This is a genomic window from Rhizobium sp. NPDC090275 (assembly GCF_044772225.1).
Lineage (GTDB): Bacteria > Pseudomonadota > Alphaproteobacteria > Rhizobiales > Rhizobiaceae > Rhizobium.
On sequence record NZ_JBIVYL010000001.1, the window covers coordinates 32,574 to 51,327 of the forward strand.

The window sequence follows — 18,754 nt, forward strand, 5'->3', positions numbered from 1 at the left end:
ATGAATATTCTGATCCTGATAGCCGGCGAGCCTCGCATCCAGGCGATGGAGGCTTATCCGACCGCGCTGGTGGAAATCAACGGCGTACCCCTGGTGCAGCGACAGTTGGCCGAATGCGCCAAGATCCCCGGCCACCGCATCATCGTGGCGATGCAGAAGAAGGACTTGGCACGCTACCACCTCGACGAGGTCGTGCGCCTGCTGTCGCCGGCGGCCGCTGTGGTCTCGGTCGAGGACAAGACGGAAGGGGCCGCCTGCACGGCGCTGCTCGCCGCCGGCTACATCGACAACGATCAGCCGCTGTTGATCCTCAATGGCGACGAATTCCTGACCGTCCCCTTCGATGGCGTCATCCAGAACTTCGTGGAGCGCGAGCTCGATGGCGGCACGATGACCTTCAAGTCCGTGCATCCACGCTACTCCTTCGTCCGGCTCGACGAGCAGAACATGGTTGTCGAGGCGGCCGAGAAGCATCCGATCAGCGACAACGCGACGGCCGGCTTCTACTATTTCCGGCAGGGGCGCGATTTCGTGCGCGCGGCGAAGAACGCGATCCGCAAGGACGCGCGGCACAACAACATGTTCTATGTCTGCCCCGTCTATAACGAGATGGTGCTCGATGGGAAGAAGATCGGGATCTTCCCGATCAACGCCAAGGACTTCCATCCCATCAAGTCGGATCGCCAGCTGATCGAGCTGTCCGTCACGGAAGGTGACAAATGAGCGATAAGCCACTCACCCTCGACGACATGATCGGCGGCTGGTTCATCGGCGACTTCGACCCCACGGTCGTCAAGACGGATGCGTTCGAGGTCGGCGTGAAGCATTACGTCGCCGGCGACAAGGATGCGGCGCATTATCACAAGATCGCGCGTGAGATCACGCTCGTCGTCTCCGGCACGGTGCGGATGATAGATAAGGTGTGGGGAGCGGGAAGCATCATCGATATCGAGCCCGGCCAGGTCAACCAGTTCGAGGCGCTCACCGATGCGACGGTGACCGTCGTGAAGATCCCGAGCGCCAAGAACGACAAGTATCTGGTCTGATTGACCTGGGGGAGAGCGTTCGCGGATGGTTTCGCGAGCGCTATACTTTCAACATAGTCCTATAAAGCAGAACGCCCGCATCGATGATCTCGATGCGGGCGTTCTTGTTACCAGGCTTGCGCGTTATTCCGCGCGGATTTCCTGCAGGATCATGCCGGTGCTGCCGGCCATGCTGGTCAGGCGCGGCCGGTTGAAAACCGTGTAGAGCGGGTTGTCGCATTCGGGGTTGGCGAACAGCGTGTTGGTGTCGAAGTAACCGTCCTCGATGAACTTCATATTGTCGTGCATCGTGCGCAGATAATAGTACATCAGGTGCAGATGACCTCGGTTGGACAGCTGGTTCATGATCAGCGCGTTGTGGAAGGCGGGAATGGCGGCCTTGCCGATCACGTGGATCGCATCGCCGACGCGGCGGTGATCGCGCCAGTAGTCGCGGTATTCCTTCCAGGTGAAATGGATGCTGTTGATGTCGATCTTCAGGTTCCATGCGTCGAACGGCTTTTTGAAAGCCAGATCGAAGCGGACGACGACCAGCGCGTCATATTCCGTCTTCTCGAAGATGTACTTCAGCGCTTCCTTGTAGGTTTCGGCCTGCGAGCTTCCGTTGGGATCGAGCAGGATCAATTCGCATGGCGCGAATTTTTCCTGCAGTTCGGCCAGCGCCGGGCTTTCATATGTCGCCAGATAGACCGTGGCGTCGGGGTTTTTCGCGCGGATCGGCGCGATCACGTTTTCAAGCAGGGACGCGGCATTGTCCCGCCCGTCCATCGGCAGGCCGAAACGATCCTTCTCAAGATAGTTGTGGCCTCTAATCAATATAGACAGTCGCATTCTATTCGTCCCTATCACCCTATAGGTCCATGAACGCCATTTTACTTGTGCCGGGCTTGCCTTGGGGGTGAGCTGGTGTGCACTGCACCATCCAGGGCGCCATCGGGCTCTCGATTGTCGGAAAGACCCCAAAAATGGTCGGAAATTATTGTCCGCTGACGGGGCGATGCTGCTGGAGCGCTGTGCCGATATTTATTATCCGGCGGCTTCAATCGGCAGGTGACTTGCGAATTCATGATGATTCGCTGTCATTTCTGTAATATTTCTAATTGATCATCTTGTTCTTAATGAAGCAAATCATGTTCATTGAGGAGCTTTTCTCTGTCCATTTCTATTTTTTCTATTTGATACGCTGAGTCCGCATTGGTGCATGCAATCATTGTTGCAATCGCCAGTAGACCCTTCTGTTTCGGTTTATAAAAATGCGTGGTGTGCCAATTGGATATGAAAAGTGGCGATTTAGACTTTTGGCGACCGAATCTGTAACAGAAGTGCAGTTCAGCTACGGTCGATGTTAACTCGAAATTAAAGACTGCCGAATAAGAGTTTTACTGCTCGCGATAGCTCTACCGAGGAGTGCGGTTGGCCGGTGGGTCCATGATGGACGCTGGTAAACGGTGCCGGGGTTAAGAAGTTCGCGTTCACTGGCGTAGGGATCAGAGTCGCTTTGGCTCTGGGCGCATGATGTCCTCCCGTTGCGCTGGCTCGTCCGAGCCATGTTTAGTTTGACCCAATTTTGTTCCGACAGGAAACCCGGATCGTCGATGCCGACGACGCCGTGTGGCCGGCTTAAGTGCGGCTGTGCGCGTCTGACCGACGGAGCGGGATGATGTCTTTTGATCAGCTAACGCGAGGGGCGCTCGTCCATGACTTCCATTGTTTCTTCTCTGTCTGTCAATCAGATCCGGGCACTCTTCACTTCCGCGATCGCGAACCTCACGACCGAAGATGTTGCGGCTCTGAGAACCGATCAGATCAAGGCGCTGAGCTCGACCCAGGTTTCCGCGTTTGAAACGGCAGATCTTCTTGCCTTTACGTCCGAGCAGATCAGTGCGGTGTCGACGAGCGCCGTGGTTGGCCTGAAGGTCGATCAGCTGGCCGTTCTGACGTCGGCTCAGCTCGGTGGCTTCTCTACGAGCCAGATGGCAGCGCTTTCGACCGCCGCCGTTGCTTCCCTCTCTTCCGCGCAGATCGCCTCGCTGAGCTCCGATCAGGTCAGCGCGCTGACCGTCAAGCAGCTCAACGCGATGGATACCGCTGACATCGCAGCCTTCACGACGGGTCAGATTGCAGGCCTGAAGACGACGCAGATTGCTGCGCTCAGCAGCGACCAGCTCAAGGCTCTTTCGACCGCACAGGTTACCGCATTCACGACCGAGCAGGCGGCTGCATTCAGCTCTGCACAGCTGGGCTCGCTCTCCACAAGCGCCATCGTGACGTTTTCGACCGATGAAGTCGCTGCATTCAGCGCCAAGGCCATTGCCGGCCTGACGACGGATGACCTTAAGGCTCTCAGCAGCGGCCAGATCGTTGCTCTGAAGTCGAGCCAGATTGCAGCGCTGAGCAGCGATCAGCTTGGCGCGATCACCACCGCAAACATCGCCGTGCTGACAAGCGAGCAGCTTGGCGCCCTGTCGTCGAAGCAGGTCGCATCTCTGACGACCGCCGCTACGGCAGCCCTGACCACGGCGCAGGTCGCCGGCCTCAAGTCGACGCAGGTTGCAGCGCTGAACACCGCGCAGATCGATGCGATGAGCTCCGGCCAGATCGCCTCCCTGACGAGCGATCAGATCGGCGCGCTGAGCTCCGCACAGCTCTTTGCCATGGCCACCGGTGATGTCGCAACGTTCACGACCGACGAGATCGCAGCAATCAGCACCAAGGCCCTGAGCGGCCTGACGACCGACGACATGAAGGCACTGACCAGTGCGCAGGTCGGCGCTCTCTCGTCGAAGCAGGTGTCGTTGCTGAGCAACGATCAGCTTGGCGCCATCACCACCGCGAACATCGCAACGCTGACGACCGATCAGGTCGGCGCCCTGACCTCGAAGCAGATCGCCAACCTGAGCACAGGCACGGCAGCGGCTCTGTCGACCGCCAGCATCGCCGCTCTGTCGTCGACGCAGGTTGCAGCACTGAACAATACGCAGATCGGTGTCATGAGCACGGCTCAGATCGGTGCGCTGACAAGCGGACAGATCGGCTCCTTGACCGCCGACGAGTTCACTGCGATGTCGACCGCCGATATCGCGACCTTCTCGACCGACGAGATCGCTGCGATCAGCACCAAGATTGTCTCGCAGCTGGGCACCGATACGCTGGCAGCCCTCAGCACCGGCCAGTTCGCCGCCCTGAGCACCAAGCAGGTGTCGCTGCTGACCACCAGCCAGATCGCAAGCCTGGCAACCAACAAGATCGTCGCGCTGACCTCGGAGCAGTTCGGTGCCCTGAACTCGCGACAGGTCGCTGCCCTGACCACCGCCGACGTTGTCGCCCTGACGACGACGCAGGTCGCTGGCCTCAACTCCTCGCAGGTTGCTGCACTGACCACCGCGCAGATCGGCGCTATGTCCTCGGCACAGGTCGCGGCCTTCACCAGCGATCAGGTTGGTTCACTGAGCTCGTCTCAGCTGGGTGCGATGGTCTCCTCCGGCGTGGCAGCGTTCACGACCGACGAGATCGCAGCCCTGAACACCAAGGCCATTGCCGGTCTGACCACCGACGACATGAAGGCCTTCACCAGTGCCCAGGTCGGTGCGCTCTCCTCGAAGCAGGTTTCTCTTCTGAGCAACGACCAGCTCGGTGCAATCACGACCGCGAACGTCGCGACGATGACGACCGACCAGCTGGGTGCCCTGAACTCCAAGCAGGTCTCCGGCCTGAGCACGGATGCCGCCAAGGCTCTGACGACCGCACAGGTCGCCGGCCTCAAGTCGGCACAGGTCGCGGCACTGAACACGGCGCAGATCGGTGTGATGAGCTCCGGCCAGATCGCTGCCCTGACGAGTGATCAGGTTGGTGCACTGAGCTCGTCTCAGCTGGGCGCGATGTCGTCTGCGGGCGTTGCAGCCTTCACGACCGACGAGATCGCCGCGATCAGCAGCAAGGCTCTGGGCGGTCTGACCACCGACGACATGAAGGCATTGACCAGCGCACAGGTCGGCGCTCTCTCCTCGAAGCAGGTCGCACTTCTGAGCAACGACCAGATCGGTGCAATCACGACCGCGAACGTCGCGACGATGACGACCGATCAGATCGGTGCCCTGACCTCGAAGCAGGTCGCTGGCCTCAGCACGGATGCCGCCAAGGCTCTGACGACCGCACAGGTCGCCGCCCTCAAGTCGACGCAGGTCGCATCCCTGAGCACGACCCAGATCGGCGTCATGTCTTCGGCCCAGATCGCTGCGCTGACGAGTGATCAGGTCGGTGCGCTGAGCTCTGCCCAGCTGGGTGCGATGGCATCTTCCGGCGTGGCAGCATTCACGACCGACGAGATCGCAGCCCTGAACACGAAGGCTATTGCCGGTCTCACCACCGACGACATGAAGGCCTTTACCAGCGCCCAGGTCGGTGCCCTTTCGTCGAAGCAGGTGTCGCTGCTGAGCAGCGACCAGATCGGCGCGATCACCACCGCGAACATCGCAACGCTGACGACCGATCAGGTCGGCGCCCTGACCTCGAAGCAGATCGCCAGCCTTGGCACCGCCACGGCAGCGGCTCTGTCGACCGCCAGCATCGCCGCTCTGTCGTCGACGCAGGTTGCAGCGCTGAGCAACACGCAGATCGGGGTCATGAGCACGGCTCAGATCGGTGCGCTGACAAGTGGACAGATCGGCTCCTTGAGCGCCGACGATTTCACGGCGATGTCGACCGCCGATATCGCGACCTTCTCGACCGACGAGATCGCCGCGATCAGCACCAAGGTAGTGTCGCAGCTCGGCACCGATACGCTGGCTGCACTCAGCACCGGCCAGTTCGCCGCTCTGAGCACCAAGCAGGTGTCGCTGCTGACCACGAGCCAGATCGCAAGCCTGGCAACGAACAAGATCGTTGCCCTGACCTCGGAGCAGCTGGGCGCTCTGAACTCGCAGCAGGTCGCTGCCCTGACCACGGCCGACGTTGCTGCCATGACAACCACGCAGGTGGCTGGTCTGACGTCGTCGCAGGTTGCGGCGCTGAAGACGGCGCAGATCGAGGTCATGTCCTCGGCACAGGTCGCGGCCTTCACCAGCGATCAGGTTGGTTCACTGAGCTCGTCTCAGCTGGGTGCGATGGTCTCCTCCGGCGTGGCAGCGTTCACGACCGGCGAAATCGCCGCCCTGAACACCAAGGCTATCGCCGGCCTGACAACTGACGATCTCAAGGCATTCACCAGCGCCCAGATCGGCGCTCTGTCTTCGAGCCAGGTTGCTCTTCTGAGCAACGATCAGCTCGGTGCGATCACCACGGCGAACATCGCGACGATGACGACCGACCAGCTGGGTGCTCTGAACTCCAAGCAGGTCGCCGGCCTGAGCACGGATGCCGCCAAGGCTCTGACGACCGCACAGGTCGCCGGCCTCAAGTCGGCACAGGTCGCGGCACTGAACACCGCGCAGATCGGTGTGATGAGCTCCGGCCAGATCGCCGCCCTGACAAGTGATCAGGTTGGTGCTCTGAACTCGTCTCAGCTGGGTGCGATGTCGTCTGCGGGCGTGGCAGCGTTCACGACCGACGAGATCGCCGCGATTAGCACCAAGGCTCTGGGCGGTCTGACCACCGACGACATGAAGGCATTGACCAGCGCACAGGTCGGCGCCCTCTCGTCGAAGCAGGTCGCTCTTCTGAGCAACGACCAGATCGGCGCAATCACCACCGCGAACGTCGCGACGCTGACGACCGATCAGGTCGGCGCGCTGACCTCGAAGCAGATCGCTAACCTTGGCACCGCCACGGCAGCGGCTCTGTCGACGGCCAGCATCGCCGCTCTGTCGTCGACCCAGGTTGCAGCGCTGAACAACACGCAGATCGGGGTCATGAGCACGGCTCAGATCGGTGCTCTCACAAGCGCACAGATCGGTTCGTTGACCGCCGACGAGTTCACTGCGATGTCGACTGCCGATATTGCGACCTTCTCGACCGACGAGATCGCCGCGATCAGCACCAAGGTCGTGTCGCTGCTGGGCACCGATACGCTGGCAGCGCTCAGCACCGGTCAGTTCGCCGCCCTGAGCACCAAGCAGGTGTCGCTGCTGACCACGGGCCAGATCGCAAGCCTGGCTACGAACAAGATCGGCGCGCTGACCTCGGAGCAGCTCGGTGCTCTGAACTCCAAACAGGTCGCTGCCTTGACCACCGCTGACATTGTCGCACTGACAACCACGCAGGTGGCCGGTCTGAAGTCGTCGCAGGTCGCGGGACTGACGACCACGCAGATCGATGCGATGTCCTCGACGCAGATCGCCGCCCTGACGAGTGATCAGATCGGTGCGCTGAGCTCTGCGCAGCTGGGGGCCATGGCGCCGACTGACATCGCAACGTTCACGACGGATGAAATCGCCGCGATCAGCACGAAGGCACTGTCGGCCCTTGCGACCGAAGACATCGCAGCCTTCAGCAGTGCACAGGCGCATGCGTTGACTTCGGCGCAGATATCGCGCCTGAGCGATGTACAGGTCGATGCGATCATCGCTGCTTACTCGAACTAAGCCAGCTTGGCGGGCTTGACTGCCCGATAAGAAAACAGGACGCCGCCCGATCACATCGGGCGGCGTTTTTCGTTTCGGCGCGCTGTGCTGAACCGCCCTGATATCAGGCGTTCTCACGCTGTCGCACCGGTCAATCAGCCAGCCCGACGCAAGCTCTATCCGATAGCAAGAAGCCCGACGCTTTCCGGCGTCTGTTGACCTCAGGCCATCCGGCCGCCTTGCCGTAGGACGTCCATGAACGCGAACACCGCCATTGCATCGAGCCAAGTCTCTCCAATCGCAAACATTTTGGAGCAGGCACGTCACCAGCGCCTTTCGCTTGGCGATCTGATTTCCATCGCCGAGGGTCTTGCGAATGCCGACCAGCGGCAGCAGGCGGCAGAGCTCTACAAGACGTGGATCGCGTTCAACGACAACAATCCGCTGCTGCATCTCGCCTATTTCAATTATTCCGTGGTGTCGCGCAATGCCGGCGACATGGCCGGCGCGATCAGCGCGCTGCGTGCCTGCCTGAAGATCGATCCGCGCTTCGGCCCTGCTCATATCAATCTCGGCCGTGCGCTCGAGGATTGCGGTCTTGGCCATCAGGCCGTCGAGCAGTGGCGTAGCTATGTCGAGATGACCAGCGATATTACCAGCGAGCGCATCGAGCACCGTCTGATGACGCTTCAGCATATCGGCCGCGTGCTTGAGGGCGGTGGCGTGCTGGAGGCGGCGGAAACCACGCTGTGGCAGGCGATCGAGCTGCAGCCGAACCGGCCGGAAGCCGGCCAGCACTGGACGTCGCTGCGCCAGCGGCAGTGCAAGTGGCCGATCCTGACGCCGTCGATTCATGTCAGCGCCCGCCAGTTGCTCGACGCGATGTCGACGCTGACGCTCTCCTGCTACGCCGACGATCCGCTCTATCAGCTCGCCAAGGCCTATCGCTACAACAAGACGCTCGTGGGTCGCCCGAACCTTTCGGCCTTCCCGCGCAAGCCTGCTCGCGTGAAGACGGGCACCGGTCAGCGCCTGCGCGTCGGCTATGTCTCGTCGGATCTGCGCGATCACGCCGTCGGCTTCGCTCTCAGCGAGGTGCTGGAGCTGCACGACAAGACGACGGTCGAGATCTTCGGTTACTATTGCGGCGAGCCGCGCACCAATGACGCGACGCAGGAGCGGATCAAGGCGGCTGTCGATGGCTGGCGCGATATCAGCGCGCTCAGCGATACCGATGCCGCCAACCTGATCCGCAACGACGAGATCGACATCCTGATCGACGTCAATGGCTATACCAAGCATGCCCGCACGAAGCTGTTCGCCTATCGTCCGGCGCCTGTGATCGTCAACTTCTGCGGCTATCCAGGTTCGATGGGAAGCCCGGTGCACCAGTACATGATCGCCGACGAGACGATCGTGCCTGTTGAAAACGAGATCTACTATACCGAGAAGGTCCTGCGGATCGCCTGCAACCAGCCGATCGATCGCAAGCGCCAGATCGCCGCGCAGCCAACGCGCACGCAGGCGGGTCTGCCTGAAGATGCCTTCGTCTTCGCCTGCTTCAACGGCATGCAGAAGATCAGCGAGCCGTGCTTTGCCCGCTGGATGACGATTCTGGCTGCGACGCCAGGCAGCGTGCTGTGGCTGCTCGCAGCCGACGATGACGTCAATGACCGCCTCGTGCAGGCTGCCGTCAAGGCCGGCATCGATGCCAAGCGGATCATCTTCGCGCCGAAGGCGCCGAACGCGCATCACCTGGCGCGCATCGCGCTTGCCGATCTCTTCCTCGATACCTTCCCCTATGGTGCGCATTCGACCGCGGGCGACGCGATCACCATGGGGCTGCCTGTCCTGACGGTTCCGGGCAAGAGCTTTGCCTCGCGCTTCTGCAACAGCATCGTGGCCGCCGCCGGTGTGCCGGAGCTCGCCTGCAGCGGACCTGACGATTACGTTGCGCGCGCCATCGGCTTCTTCAAGGATCGTGCAAGCCTTGCCGCCATTCGCCAGTCGCTGAAAGACAAGCGCGAGGGAAGTGCGCTGCGCGACATCCCGGGTCTCGCCCGCCGTCTGGAACAGCTCTTCTGGCAAATGCAGGGCGAGGCAGAGCGCGGCGAAACGCCGACGCCTGATCTCAGCAACCTCGATGCCTATTACGAGATCGGCGCCGAGCTCGTGCAGACCCTCAGCGAGTTCGAGGATGATGCGAGCTATCGCCGCCACTACCGCGAGAAGCTCGCGCAGTGGAACGACTACGCGCCGCTCGCCATCGATAAGCGCCTGTGGACCGAGCCGACGGCTTAACGCCGCCGGTCCATCCTCAAGGGGTTTCAACTTGCCGCAAGGCCACAGGCAACGGGTGCTTTAGAGAATGCAGGGGAATGGAAAGATCGTGATCGTCGGCGCCGGACTGTCGGGCGCCGTGATCGGGCGGGAGCTGGCGCTGGCGGGGCACAAGGTCGAGATCCTTGATGCCCGCGACCATATCGCCGGCAACTGCCACACCGAGCGCGACGCCGATACCGGCGTGATGGTGCATGTCTACGGACCGCACATCTTCCATACCGACGATGCCGAGGTATGGGACTACGTCAACGGTTTCCAGACCTTCATGCCCTACAAGAACCGGGTGAAGACGACGAGCAAGGAACGCGTCTATTCGCTGCCGGTCAATCTGCACACGATCAACCAGTTCTTCGGCAAGACGCTGCGCCCGGATGAGGCGAAGGCGTTCATCGAGGATCAGGCCGACAAGACGATCACCGATCCGCAGACCTTCGAAGAGCAGGCCATGCGCTTCGTCGGCAAGGATCTCTACGAGGCCTTCTTCAAGGGTTACACCGAGAAGCAGTGGGGCTGCTCGCCGACCGAGCTGCCGGCCTCGATCCTGAAGCGGCTGCCGGTGCGCTTCAACTACGACGACAACTACTTCTTCCATAAATTCCAGGGCATGCCCGAGAATGGCTACACCGACATGATCGGCCGCATTCTCGACCATCCCAATATCAGTGTGAAGCTGAGCACGCGGTTCGAGCGCGCCGAGCACGCGGATGCCAGTCACGTCTTCTATTCCGGCCAGCTCGACGGCTATTTCGACTATGAAGCCGGGCGGCTGGGTTATCGGACGCTGGATTTCGAACGCTTCAGCTATGATGGCGATTACCAGGGCTGCGCGGTCATGAACTACGGCGACGCCTCGGTTCCCTTTACCCGCATCACCGAGCACAAGCATTTCTCGCCGTGGGAGGAGCATCAGGGTTCGGTCTGCTACCGCGAGTTCTCGCGCGCCTGCGGTCCCGACGACATTCCCTACTATCCGATCCGGATGGTCGAGGAGAAAGAGCAGCTGGCGCAATATGTTACGCGCGCGGAGAAGGAAGAGGGCGTCACCTTCGTCGGCCGCCTTGGCACTTACCGCTATCTCGATATGGACGTGACGATCCGCGAGGCGCTCGACACGGCGCGGCTCTATCTCTCGACGCTGTCTGAGAGCGCCCGCATGCCGGCCTTCCTGCACCGTCCGGTCTGACCGGAACATCATCGTCGTTATTGCGAAAGGCGCTGGCTGCAAGGCTGGCGCCTTTCTCGTTTCTCGCCTCGGATTTCGCCTACGCAGCGTTCGATCCGACAAGACAAGCGTCCATTAGACAATCACATATTGGTGAATTGGCAGTCGCAGCTTGTCCGGAAGGCGGGTTTGGCTTTCGTATGGCGTTGTATTCCCTTGAATATATTGCTCTGCTGATGCGGCAGCCGGCGCTTTGGTGAGGGCGCTGTATTTCGAGTGTGGCGCGTAACAAAATGGCTGCGCCGCCCGTACTTGCTGTCAGACACACTTCATACCGTCGAGGAGACCACGAGATGATGAATAGACGCAGACTGCTCTTCAGTGCCGGCCTTGCCGCGATCGGCCTGCCGCTTGTGCTGGGTCGTTCGAAGGTTTCGGCCGCGGAGACCTTTCCCGTCACGCATACGGATGCCGAGTGGAAGAAGATGCTGACAGCGGATCAATATGCCGTCCTGCGCGAGGAGGGGACCGAGCGCCCCTTTACCAGCGCCCTGCTTCACGAAGAGCGCAAGGGCAACTTCGCCTGCGCCGGCTGCGGGCAAGACGGTTTTGCATCCGCGACCAAATTCGACAGCGGCACGGGATGGCCGAGCTTCTGGGCGCCGCTTGATAGCAAGGTCGTCGGCACGACGCGCGACACGCAGTTCGGGATGGTGCGCGAGGCGGTTCATTGCGGCCGCTGCGGCGGGCATCTTGGGCATGTGTTCGACGACGGGCCGCAACCGACCGGCCTGCGCTACTGCCTGAACGGTGTCGCTTTGACATTTCATCCGGCTTCGGCCTGATCAACGGGACCTGTCATGATCCTCTTCATTCTCGCTTATCTTGGCGGTGTGCTGACCATCGTCAGCCCCTGCATCCTGCCGGTGCTGCCTTTCGTCTTCGCGCGCGCCGGCCAGCCGTTTCTGCGCAGCACGCTGCCGATGCTTGTCGGCATGGCGGCGACGTTTGCGGCCGTTGCGACGCTGGCGGCGCTCGGCGGCGGCTGGGCGGTGCAGGCCAACGAGTATGGCCGCTATGCGGCGCTTGTCCTGCTCGCCGTCTTCGGCGTCATCCTGCTTTTCCCGGCTCTGTCCGATTATCTGACGCGGCCGCTGGTATCGCTCGGGGCGCGACTGTCGCAATCGGCCGATCGCGGTTCCCGAAGCGGCGGATCGACCGTCGCGGCGTCGGCCTTGCTGGGTGTTGCCACGGGGCTGCTCTGGGCACCCTGCGCCGGCCCGGTTCTCGGCCTGATCCTGACGGGCGCGGCGTTGCAGGGCGCGAGCGTCGGCACGACGTTGCTGCTGCTCGCCTACGCGCTTGGTGCGGCGACGTCGCTGGCGCTGGCGCTTCTGATCGGTGGCCGGGTGTACCAGGCGATGAAGCGGTCGCTCGGCGTCGGTGAATGGGTGCGCCGCGGGCTTGGCGTTGCCGTTCTGGCCGCTGTGGTGGCGATCGGTCTCGGCCTCGACACCGGTTTCCTCACGCAGGCCTCGCTGGCCAGCACGGGCACGCTGGAGCAGAGCCTGATCGACAAGCTGCATCCGCAGCAGCAGACGGCGGAGAACACCGCCTCCGTCGTCATGAAGGGCGACGCGATGACTGGTGGCAGCAACCAGATGATGATGTCCGGCAACGCTCCGGCCATGATGTCCGGCAACGCTCCGGCCATGATGTCCGGCAACAATGCGATGATGGCCGGCTCGAACGCGATGATGATGAAGGGCGGGCCGAAGAAGGCTGCCGCTGAAGCGCTTCCGGTCGAAGGAACGATGCCGTCGCTGGATGGCGCCGTACAGTGGCTCAATTCACCGCCGCTCTCGGCGGAGTCGCTCAAGGGCAAAGTCGTCCTCGTCGATTTCTGGACCTATTCCTGCATCAACTGCCTGCGCGCCATTCCCTATGTCCGCGCCTGGGCGGAAAAGTACAGGGATCAGGGGCTGGTGGTGATCGGCGTGCATGCGCCGGAGTTCGCATTCGAGAAGAACATCGACAACGTCAAGAAGGCGATCGGCGACCTCAAGATCACCTATCCTGTCGCCATCGATAACGACTATGCCATCTGGCGCGCCTTCGAAAACCAGTATTGGCCGGCGCATTACTTCATCGATGCCGAGGGCCGGGTGCGCCATCATCACTTCGGCGAGGGCGATTACGACGGTTCCGAGCGGGTGATCCAGCAGCTTCTGGCGGAGGCCGGCAAGGCCAACGTTGCCGCCGATATGGTCGACGTCAAGGCGACCGGTGCGGAAGCCGCGTCGAACCAGGCGGATGTGCAATCGCCGGAGACCTATGTCGGCTGGCAGCGCTCCGAAAACTTCGTCGACCAGAAAGGCACGGTCAACGACGCCGCCCATACCTATGTCGCGGCGACGCCGCGGCTCAACGAATGGGGCCTGACGGGCAACTGGACTGTTGGTTCCGAGCAGGCCGCGCTGAACGACAAGGACGGCAGCATCTACTACCGCTTCCATGCCCGCGATCTGCATCTGGTGCTCGGTCCGGGTGCTGATGGCAAGCCGGTGCGCTTCCAGGTGACCGTCGATGGCAAGCCGCCCGGTGACGGGCATGGAGCCGATACCGATGCCGATGGCAACGGCACCGTGACCGCACAACGGCTCTACCAGCTCATCCGCGAGCCGGGCGCCGTTGGCGATCACACATTCGAAATCCGATTTCTTGATCCCGGCGTACAAGCCTACGCCTTCACCTTCGGTTGAAAGGAGACCATCATGACTGATCATAAGGGTTCGACTACACGGCGCTCGATGCGTATCGTCGCCTTTGGTGCGGCGGGCGTGCTGGCCGCGGGCCTGGCTATGTATTTCACCCCGTCATCCGCCGAAGAGGCGCGGGTCATTCCGGCGCCTGTTCTGGACGAACCGGCCGGTGGTGGCAGCGAGACGGCGACCTTTGCCGGCGGTTGCTTCTGGGGCGTGCAGGGCGTGTTCCAGCACGTGAACGGGGTGAAAAGCGCGACGTCGGGCTATGCCGGAGGCTCCAAGAATACCGCGCAGTACGAAACCGTCAGCGGCGGCGATACCGGCCATGCCGAGTCCGTCAAGGTCGTGTTTGATCCGAGCAAGGTCAGCTACGGCCGGCTGCTGCAGATTTACTTCTCCGTTGCGCACGATCCGACGCAGTTGAACCGCCAGGGGCCCGATACCGGCACGCAATATCGCTCGGCGATCTTCCCCGCTAACGATGAGCAGGCCAAGGTGGCGAAGGGCTATATAAGCCAGCTGAACCAGGCACGGGTTTTCGACGCGGCCATCGTGACGAAGATCGAGCCGGGCAAGAGCTTCTATCCCGCGGAGGGGTATCATCAGGACTTCCTGACGAACAATCCAACCTACCCCTACATCGTCATCAACGACCTGCCGAAGGTCGCAGCCTTGAAGCAGCTGTTCCCTGGGGATTACAGCGAAAAGCCGGTACTGGTCGCGGCCTCCGGTTCGAACTGAACGACATCCGTATCGCATGAAAAACGCCCGCCCGGTTTCGAGCGGGCGTTTTGCGTTGAACCGCGCAATCTGGTCAACTCATTATACCTGAGTGAAATATTCCAGAAATACGGTGATTTGTGAGAGAAATATAACGCTTCACTTTGCACATGTGCAAAATAATTCTCAATTGTGGCGGAAATCGAACCGGTTTTCGCCGGCCGGTGCTTGTCACCCGGGCCAAGCGGGCGTACGGCGCTAAGCGTCAAATTGCCCTGCGCTGAATTGACGCTTCAGCAAAACTTGAGCGGCCGACTCCCACGGTCGTGAAGGAGCCAATCATGAGAGACCTCCCGGGCCTGCCGTCCCGCAGAAGCTTCCTGAAAGCTTCCGCGGCGACCGCGGCCATTGCCGGCATTGCCGGCGCAGCGAAAGCCGAAACCAAGCCCGAACCCGCCGCGCTTACCGAATACAAGCCGGACTGTCTGAAGCCCACGGAGTGGGCCTTCGTCATGGCTGCGGTCGCGAGACTGATTCCGTCGGAGGGCGACGGCCCCGGCGCGATTGAGACGCGCGTTCCCGTTTTCATCGACAAGCAGCTCGCCGGCGATTACGGCAAGGCTTCCGACTGGTACATGGTCGGTCCATACGAGCCGGCCGGCAGCCCGCTGCGCGGCTGGCAGACGCCGCTCAACCCGCTGGAAACCTATCAGCAGGCGATCCCGGTTTTCGACGAGTGGTGCAAGCAGACCCACGGCAAGATCTTTGCCGAGCTGGATGCCGAAACCCAGGACAAGGCGCTCACCTCGCTCCAGAAGGACGAGATGAAGATCAAGCCCGAGCTGCGCGAGTTCTTCTCGATCCTGCTCGCCAACACCAAGGAAGGCTACTTCTCCGACCCGATGTATGGCGGCAACCATGGCATGGCTGCCTGGAAGTATATCGGCTTTCCGGGCGCCCGCGGCTCCTACAAGGAGTGGGTCGGCAAGCATAACGTCAAGTATCCGCTTGGCCCCGTCTCGATCTCCGGCGAAAGGGGCTAACGATCATGGCACGTACAGAAAAGAAAAAAGACGTCGTTCTCGTCGGCTTCGGCTGGACCGGCGCGATCATGGGCATCGAGCTTGCCAATGAAGGCCTCGAGGTTCTGGCGCTGGAGCGCGGTCACGATCAGGCGACCGTTCCCGACTTCCAGTACCCGAACATGATCGACGAGCTGAAGTACGGCATCCGTTACGGCATGATGGAAAAGCCGGCGAACACGACCGTCACTATCCGCCGTTCGCTGGATGAGACCGCGCTGCCTTACCGCAGCCTCGGCACCTTTCTGCTCGGCACCGGCGTCGGCGGCGCTGGCACCCACTGGAACGGCCTCAACTGGCGTCCGATGCAGTCGGAATACCGCCTGAAGTCCTACGTGACCGAGAAGTTCGGCGCAGGCGTCATGACCGAGGACATGACGATCCAGGACTATCCGATGACCTATGAAGAGCTCGAGCCGCATTTCGATCGCTTCGAGAAGGTCGCGGGCATTTCCGGCCAGGCCGGCAACGTCAACGGCAAGATCGTCGAGGGCGGCAACCCGTTCGAGGCGCCGCGGTCCAACGACTATCCGATGCCTGCCATGCCGTCGACCTGGGATGGCGTGAAGTTCCGCGATGCGGCGAAGGCGGCGGGCTATCACCCGTTCCCGAGCCCTGGCGGCATTGCCTCCAAGGACTATGTCAACGAATACAACATGCAGATGGGCCCGTGTAACCATTGCGGTTTCTGCGAGCGCTACGGCTGCTACAACTATTCGAAGTCCTCGCCGCAGACGGCGATCATCGACGCCCTGAAGCGCAAGAAGAACTTCGAATACCGCGTCAACTCGGAAGTGCTGCGCGTCGAGAAGGCCGAAGACGGCAAGACCGCAACCGGCGTTACCTATTTCGACCACAAGACCGGCGAAGAAGTCTTCCAGCCGGCCGACCTGGTGATCCTGACCGCCTTTGCGCTGAACAACGTTCACCTGATGCTCGTCTCCGGCATCGGCAAGCCTTACGATCCGGTCACCAATGAAGGTGTCGTCGGCCGTAACTATGCCTACCAGATCACCGGTGGCTACACGCTGTTCTTCAAGGACGAGAACTTCAACCCCTTCATCGGCACAGGCGCCAACGGCTTCTGCATCGACGATTTCGGCATCGACAATATCGACTTCGCCAAGGAAGGCTTTATCGGCGGCGCTTACTGGCGTGCCGGCCAGACCAACGGCCAGCCGGGTCACACCATGCCGCTTCCTGCGGGCACGCCAAGCTGGGGTGCGGGCTGGAAGAAGGGCATCGGCGAATGGTACGGCCACGCGATGAACATCGGCGCCCACGGCTCCGTCATGTCCTATCGCGGCCACTATCTCGATCTCGACCCGACCTACAAGGACCGCCACGGCCGTCCGATGATGCGCATGACCTACAACTGGCACGATAACGAAATCCGCCAGACGCAGTTCATGAAGTCGAAGATGGAGCCGCTGGCCAAGTCGATGAACCCGACGACGCTGCAGGAAGGCTTCAAGAAGGAAGGCGCCATGTTCGACGTCCGTCCTTACCAGACCACCCACAACACCGGTGGCACCGTCACCGGCGACGACCCGAAGACCTCGGTTCTCAACCGTTACCTGCAGTCCTGGGATTGCCATAACGTCTTCGTCATGGGTGCCAACGTCTTCCCGCAGAACACGCAGTACAACCCGACCGGCATGGTCGGCGGTCTGGCCTACTGGGCGGCGCATCACATCCGCAAGGATTACCTGCCCAACCCGCGGCCGCTGGCATAAGGAGAACAGAGATGAAAACCTTTCTCCGCATCATCGGAACACTCGTCGTTCTCGGTGTCATCGCCCTTGTCGCCTTCATCTTCGTGCCGGTGCAGCGTACCGGCCCGACCGCTCAGCTCGCAGCCGACTTCAAGCCGGCCAAGGGCCAAGGTGAATACGTCATGCGCGCCGGCGACTGCATGGCCTGCCACACCAGCGAGGGCGGCAAGCCCTTCGCCGGCGGCCGCGCCATCCAGAGCCCGATGGGCACGATCTGGACCACCAACATCACGCCCGACAAGGACACCGGCATCGGCAACTGGACGCTTGCCGATTTCCGCGCTGCACTCTACGACGGCGTGACGCCCAACGGTACGCATCTCTATCCGGCCATGCCGTACGAGAACTACCGCAAGCTGTCGGAAGAAGATGTCGTGGCGCTCTACGACTACTTCATGCACGAGGTTGAGCCTGTCTCGAACAAGGTCGAGGAAACCAAGCTTTCCTTCCCGTTCAACATGCGCTTCGGCCTGCGCGCCTGGAACTGGCTGGCCGCCAGCTACGCAGCCGGCTTCAAGCCGGAGCAAGGCGAGGACGAGCAGTTCAACCGCGGCAAGTATCTCGTCGAGGGTGCCGGCCACTGTGCCGCCTGCCACAGCCCGCGCAATCTGTTCATGGCGCAGGATGGCATCGACAATTCGTCGAAGGCCTTCCTTTCCGGCGGCGAGATCGATGGCTTCACGGCCCCTGATCTTCGCGGCCCGGCAAGTGGTCCGCAGACGTGGAGCACCGAGCAGCTGGCAGCTTATCTGTCGACCGCCCGCAACGCTCACTCGTCGGCAACCGGCGAAATGATGCTCGTCGTTCGCGACTCGCTGCAGTACATGAGCCACGACGACAACCTCGCGATCGCCACCTATCTGAAGAAGATCGGTAGCGCGGGTGGTTCGGCTTCGGCCGCACAGCCGGAGAAGGCAGAGGTGACGGCAACCGAAACGCTGCTCTCGGACGCCAAGCCCGACATGCCGCTCGGCCCGCGTCTCTATCTCGACAACTGCGCTGCCTGCCACATGGTAAGCGGCAAGGGTGCCGGCGAGACCTTCCCGGCGCTTGATGGCAACTCGCTGGTTGACGCCAAGTCGCCCAAGGGCCTGATCAGCGTGATCCTGCACGGCGCAGAACTGCCGTCGACGCCGGATCGCCCGATGAAGCTGCGCATGCAGGGCTACGAAAACCGCCTGTCGGATGAGGAAGTCGCCGCACTCGCGACCTTCCTGCGCGACGGCTGGCACAACAAGGCCGCCACTGTTTCGGCAGCCGACGTGACCGCCGTTCGCGGCGAGAAGCACTAGGATAAGAGGCCGGCAGCGCGAGAGTGCTGCCGGTTTTTCCATAAGACTGGACATGAAACAGCCCGCGGGAGA

General features: G+C 61.7%; 12 protein-coding genes. 11 read left to right on the forward strand and 1 reads right to left on the reverse strand.

The window, feature by feature from the left end; genetic code table 11:
* Positions 1-723 (forward strand): glycosyltransferase family 2 protein, encoded by a 723-nt coding sequence (locus tag ACIQUB_RS00165; RefSeq protein ID WP_113235355.1) that lies wholly within the window; start codon positions 1-3, stop codon positions 721-723.
* Positions 720-1,046 (forward strand): hypothetical protein, encoded by a 327-nt coding sequence (locus ACIQUB_RS00170; protein ID WP_113235354.1) that lies wholly within the window; start codon positions 720-722, stop codon positions 1,044-1,046. The genes ACIQUB_RS00165 and ACIQUB_RS00170 overlap by 4 nt, the downstream gene beginning before the upstream one ends.
* Before the next feature lie 123 nt (positions 1,047-1,169).
* Here ACIQUB_RS00170 and ACIQUB_RS00175 read toward each other — a convergent pair whose 3' ends face one another.
* Positions 1,170-1,877: a hypothetical protein gene (locus ACIQUB_RS00175; protein ID WP_162737353.1), complete on the reverse strand. Its 708-nt coding sequence runs from the start codon at positions 1,875-1,877 to the stop codon at positions 1,170-1,172.
* A gap of 866 nt (positions 1,878-2,743) precedes the next feature.
* Here ACIQUB_RS00175 and ACIQUB_RS00180 point away from each other — a divergent pair.
* The 9 genes from ACIQUB_RS00180 (at position 2,744) to ACIQUB_RS00220 (ending at position 18,682) form a co-directional block, all read left to right on the forward strand.
* Positions 2,744-7,564, forward strand: coding sequence for a hypothetical protein (locus ACIQUB_RS00180; RefSeq protein ID WP_113235352.1), 4,821 nt, complete (start codon positions 2,744-2,746; stop codon positions 7,562-7,564).
* A gap of 234 nt (positions 7,565-7,798) precedes the next feature.
* The gene (locus tag ACIQUB_RS00185; protein ID WP_113235351.1) at positions 7,799-9,844 is read left to right on the forward strand and encodes a glycosyl transferase; all 2,046 of its coding nucleotides are present in this window, start codon (positions 7,799-7,801) and stop codon (positions 9,842-9,844) included.
* Between the two features lie 67 nt (positions 9,845-9,911).
* A complete protein-coding gene (gene glf, locus ACIQUB_RS00190; RefSeq protein ID WP_402928186.1) occupies positions 9,912-11,069 on the forward strand; it encodes a UDP-galactopyranose mutase in 1,158 nt (385 codons plus the stop codon).
* Positions 11,070-11,401: 332 nt separating this feature from the next.
* Entirely contained in the window at positions 11,402-11,893 is a 492-nt protein-coding gene (gene msrB, locus ACIQUB_RS00195; RefSeq protein WP_113235349.1) for a peptide-methionine (R)-S-oxide reductase MsrB, read from the forward strand.
* A gap of 15 nt (positions 11,894-11,908) precedes the next feature.
* A complete protein-coding gene (locus tag ACIQUB_RS00200) occupies positions 11,909-13,810 on the forward strand; it encodes a cytochrome c biogenesis protein DipZ (protein WP_113235348.1) in 1,902 nt (633 codons plus the stop codon).
* 12 nt (positions 13,811-13,822) lie between these two features.
* On the forward strand, positions 13,823-14,554 hold the full coding sequence (msrA, locus tag ACIQUB_RS00205) for a peptide-methionine (S)-S-oxide reductase MsrA (protein ID WP_402928190.1): 732 nt from the start codon (positions 13,823-13,825) through the stop codon (positions 14,552-14,554).
* Between the two features lie 320 nt (positions 14,555-14,874).
* On the forward strand, positions 14,875-15,576 hold the full coding sequence (locus ACIQUB_RS00210) for a gluconate 2-dehydrogenase subunit 3 family protein (protein ID WP_113235346.1): 702 nt from the start codon (positions 14,875-14,877) through the stop codon (positions 15,574-15,576).
* Between the two features lie 5 nt (positions 15,577-15,581).
* Positions 15,582-17,351 (forward strand): GMC family oxidoreductase, encoded by a 1,770-nt coding sequence (locus ACIQUB_RS00215; protein WP_113235345.1) that lies wholly within the window; start codon positions 15,582-15,584, stop codon positions 17,349-17,351.
* Positions 17,352-17,362: 11 nt separating this feature from the next.
* On the forward strand, positions 17,363-18,682 hold the full coding sequence (locus tag ACIQUB_RS00220) for a cytochrome c (protein WP_113235344.1): 1,320 nt from the start codon (positions 17,363-17,365) through the stop codon (positions 18,680-18,682).
* Positions 18,683-18,754: the final 72 nt, after the last annotated feature.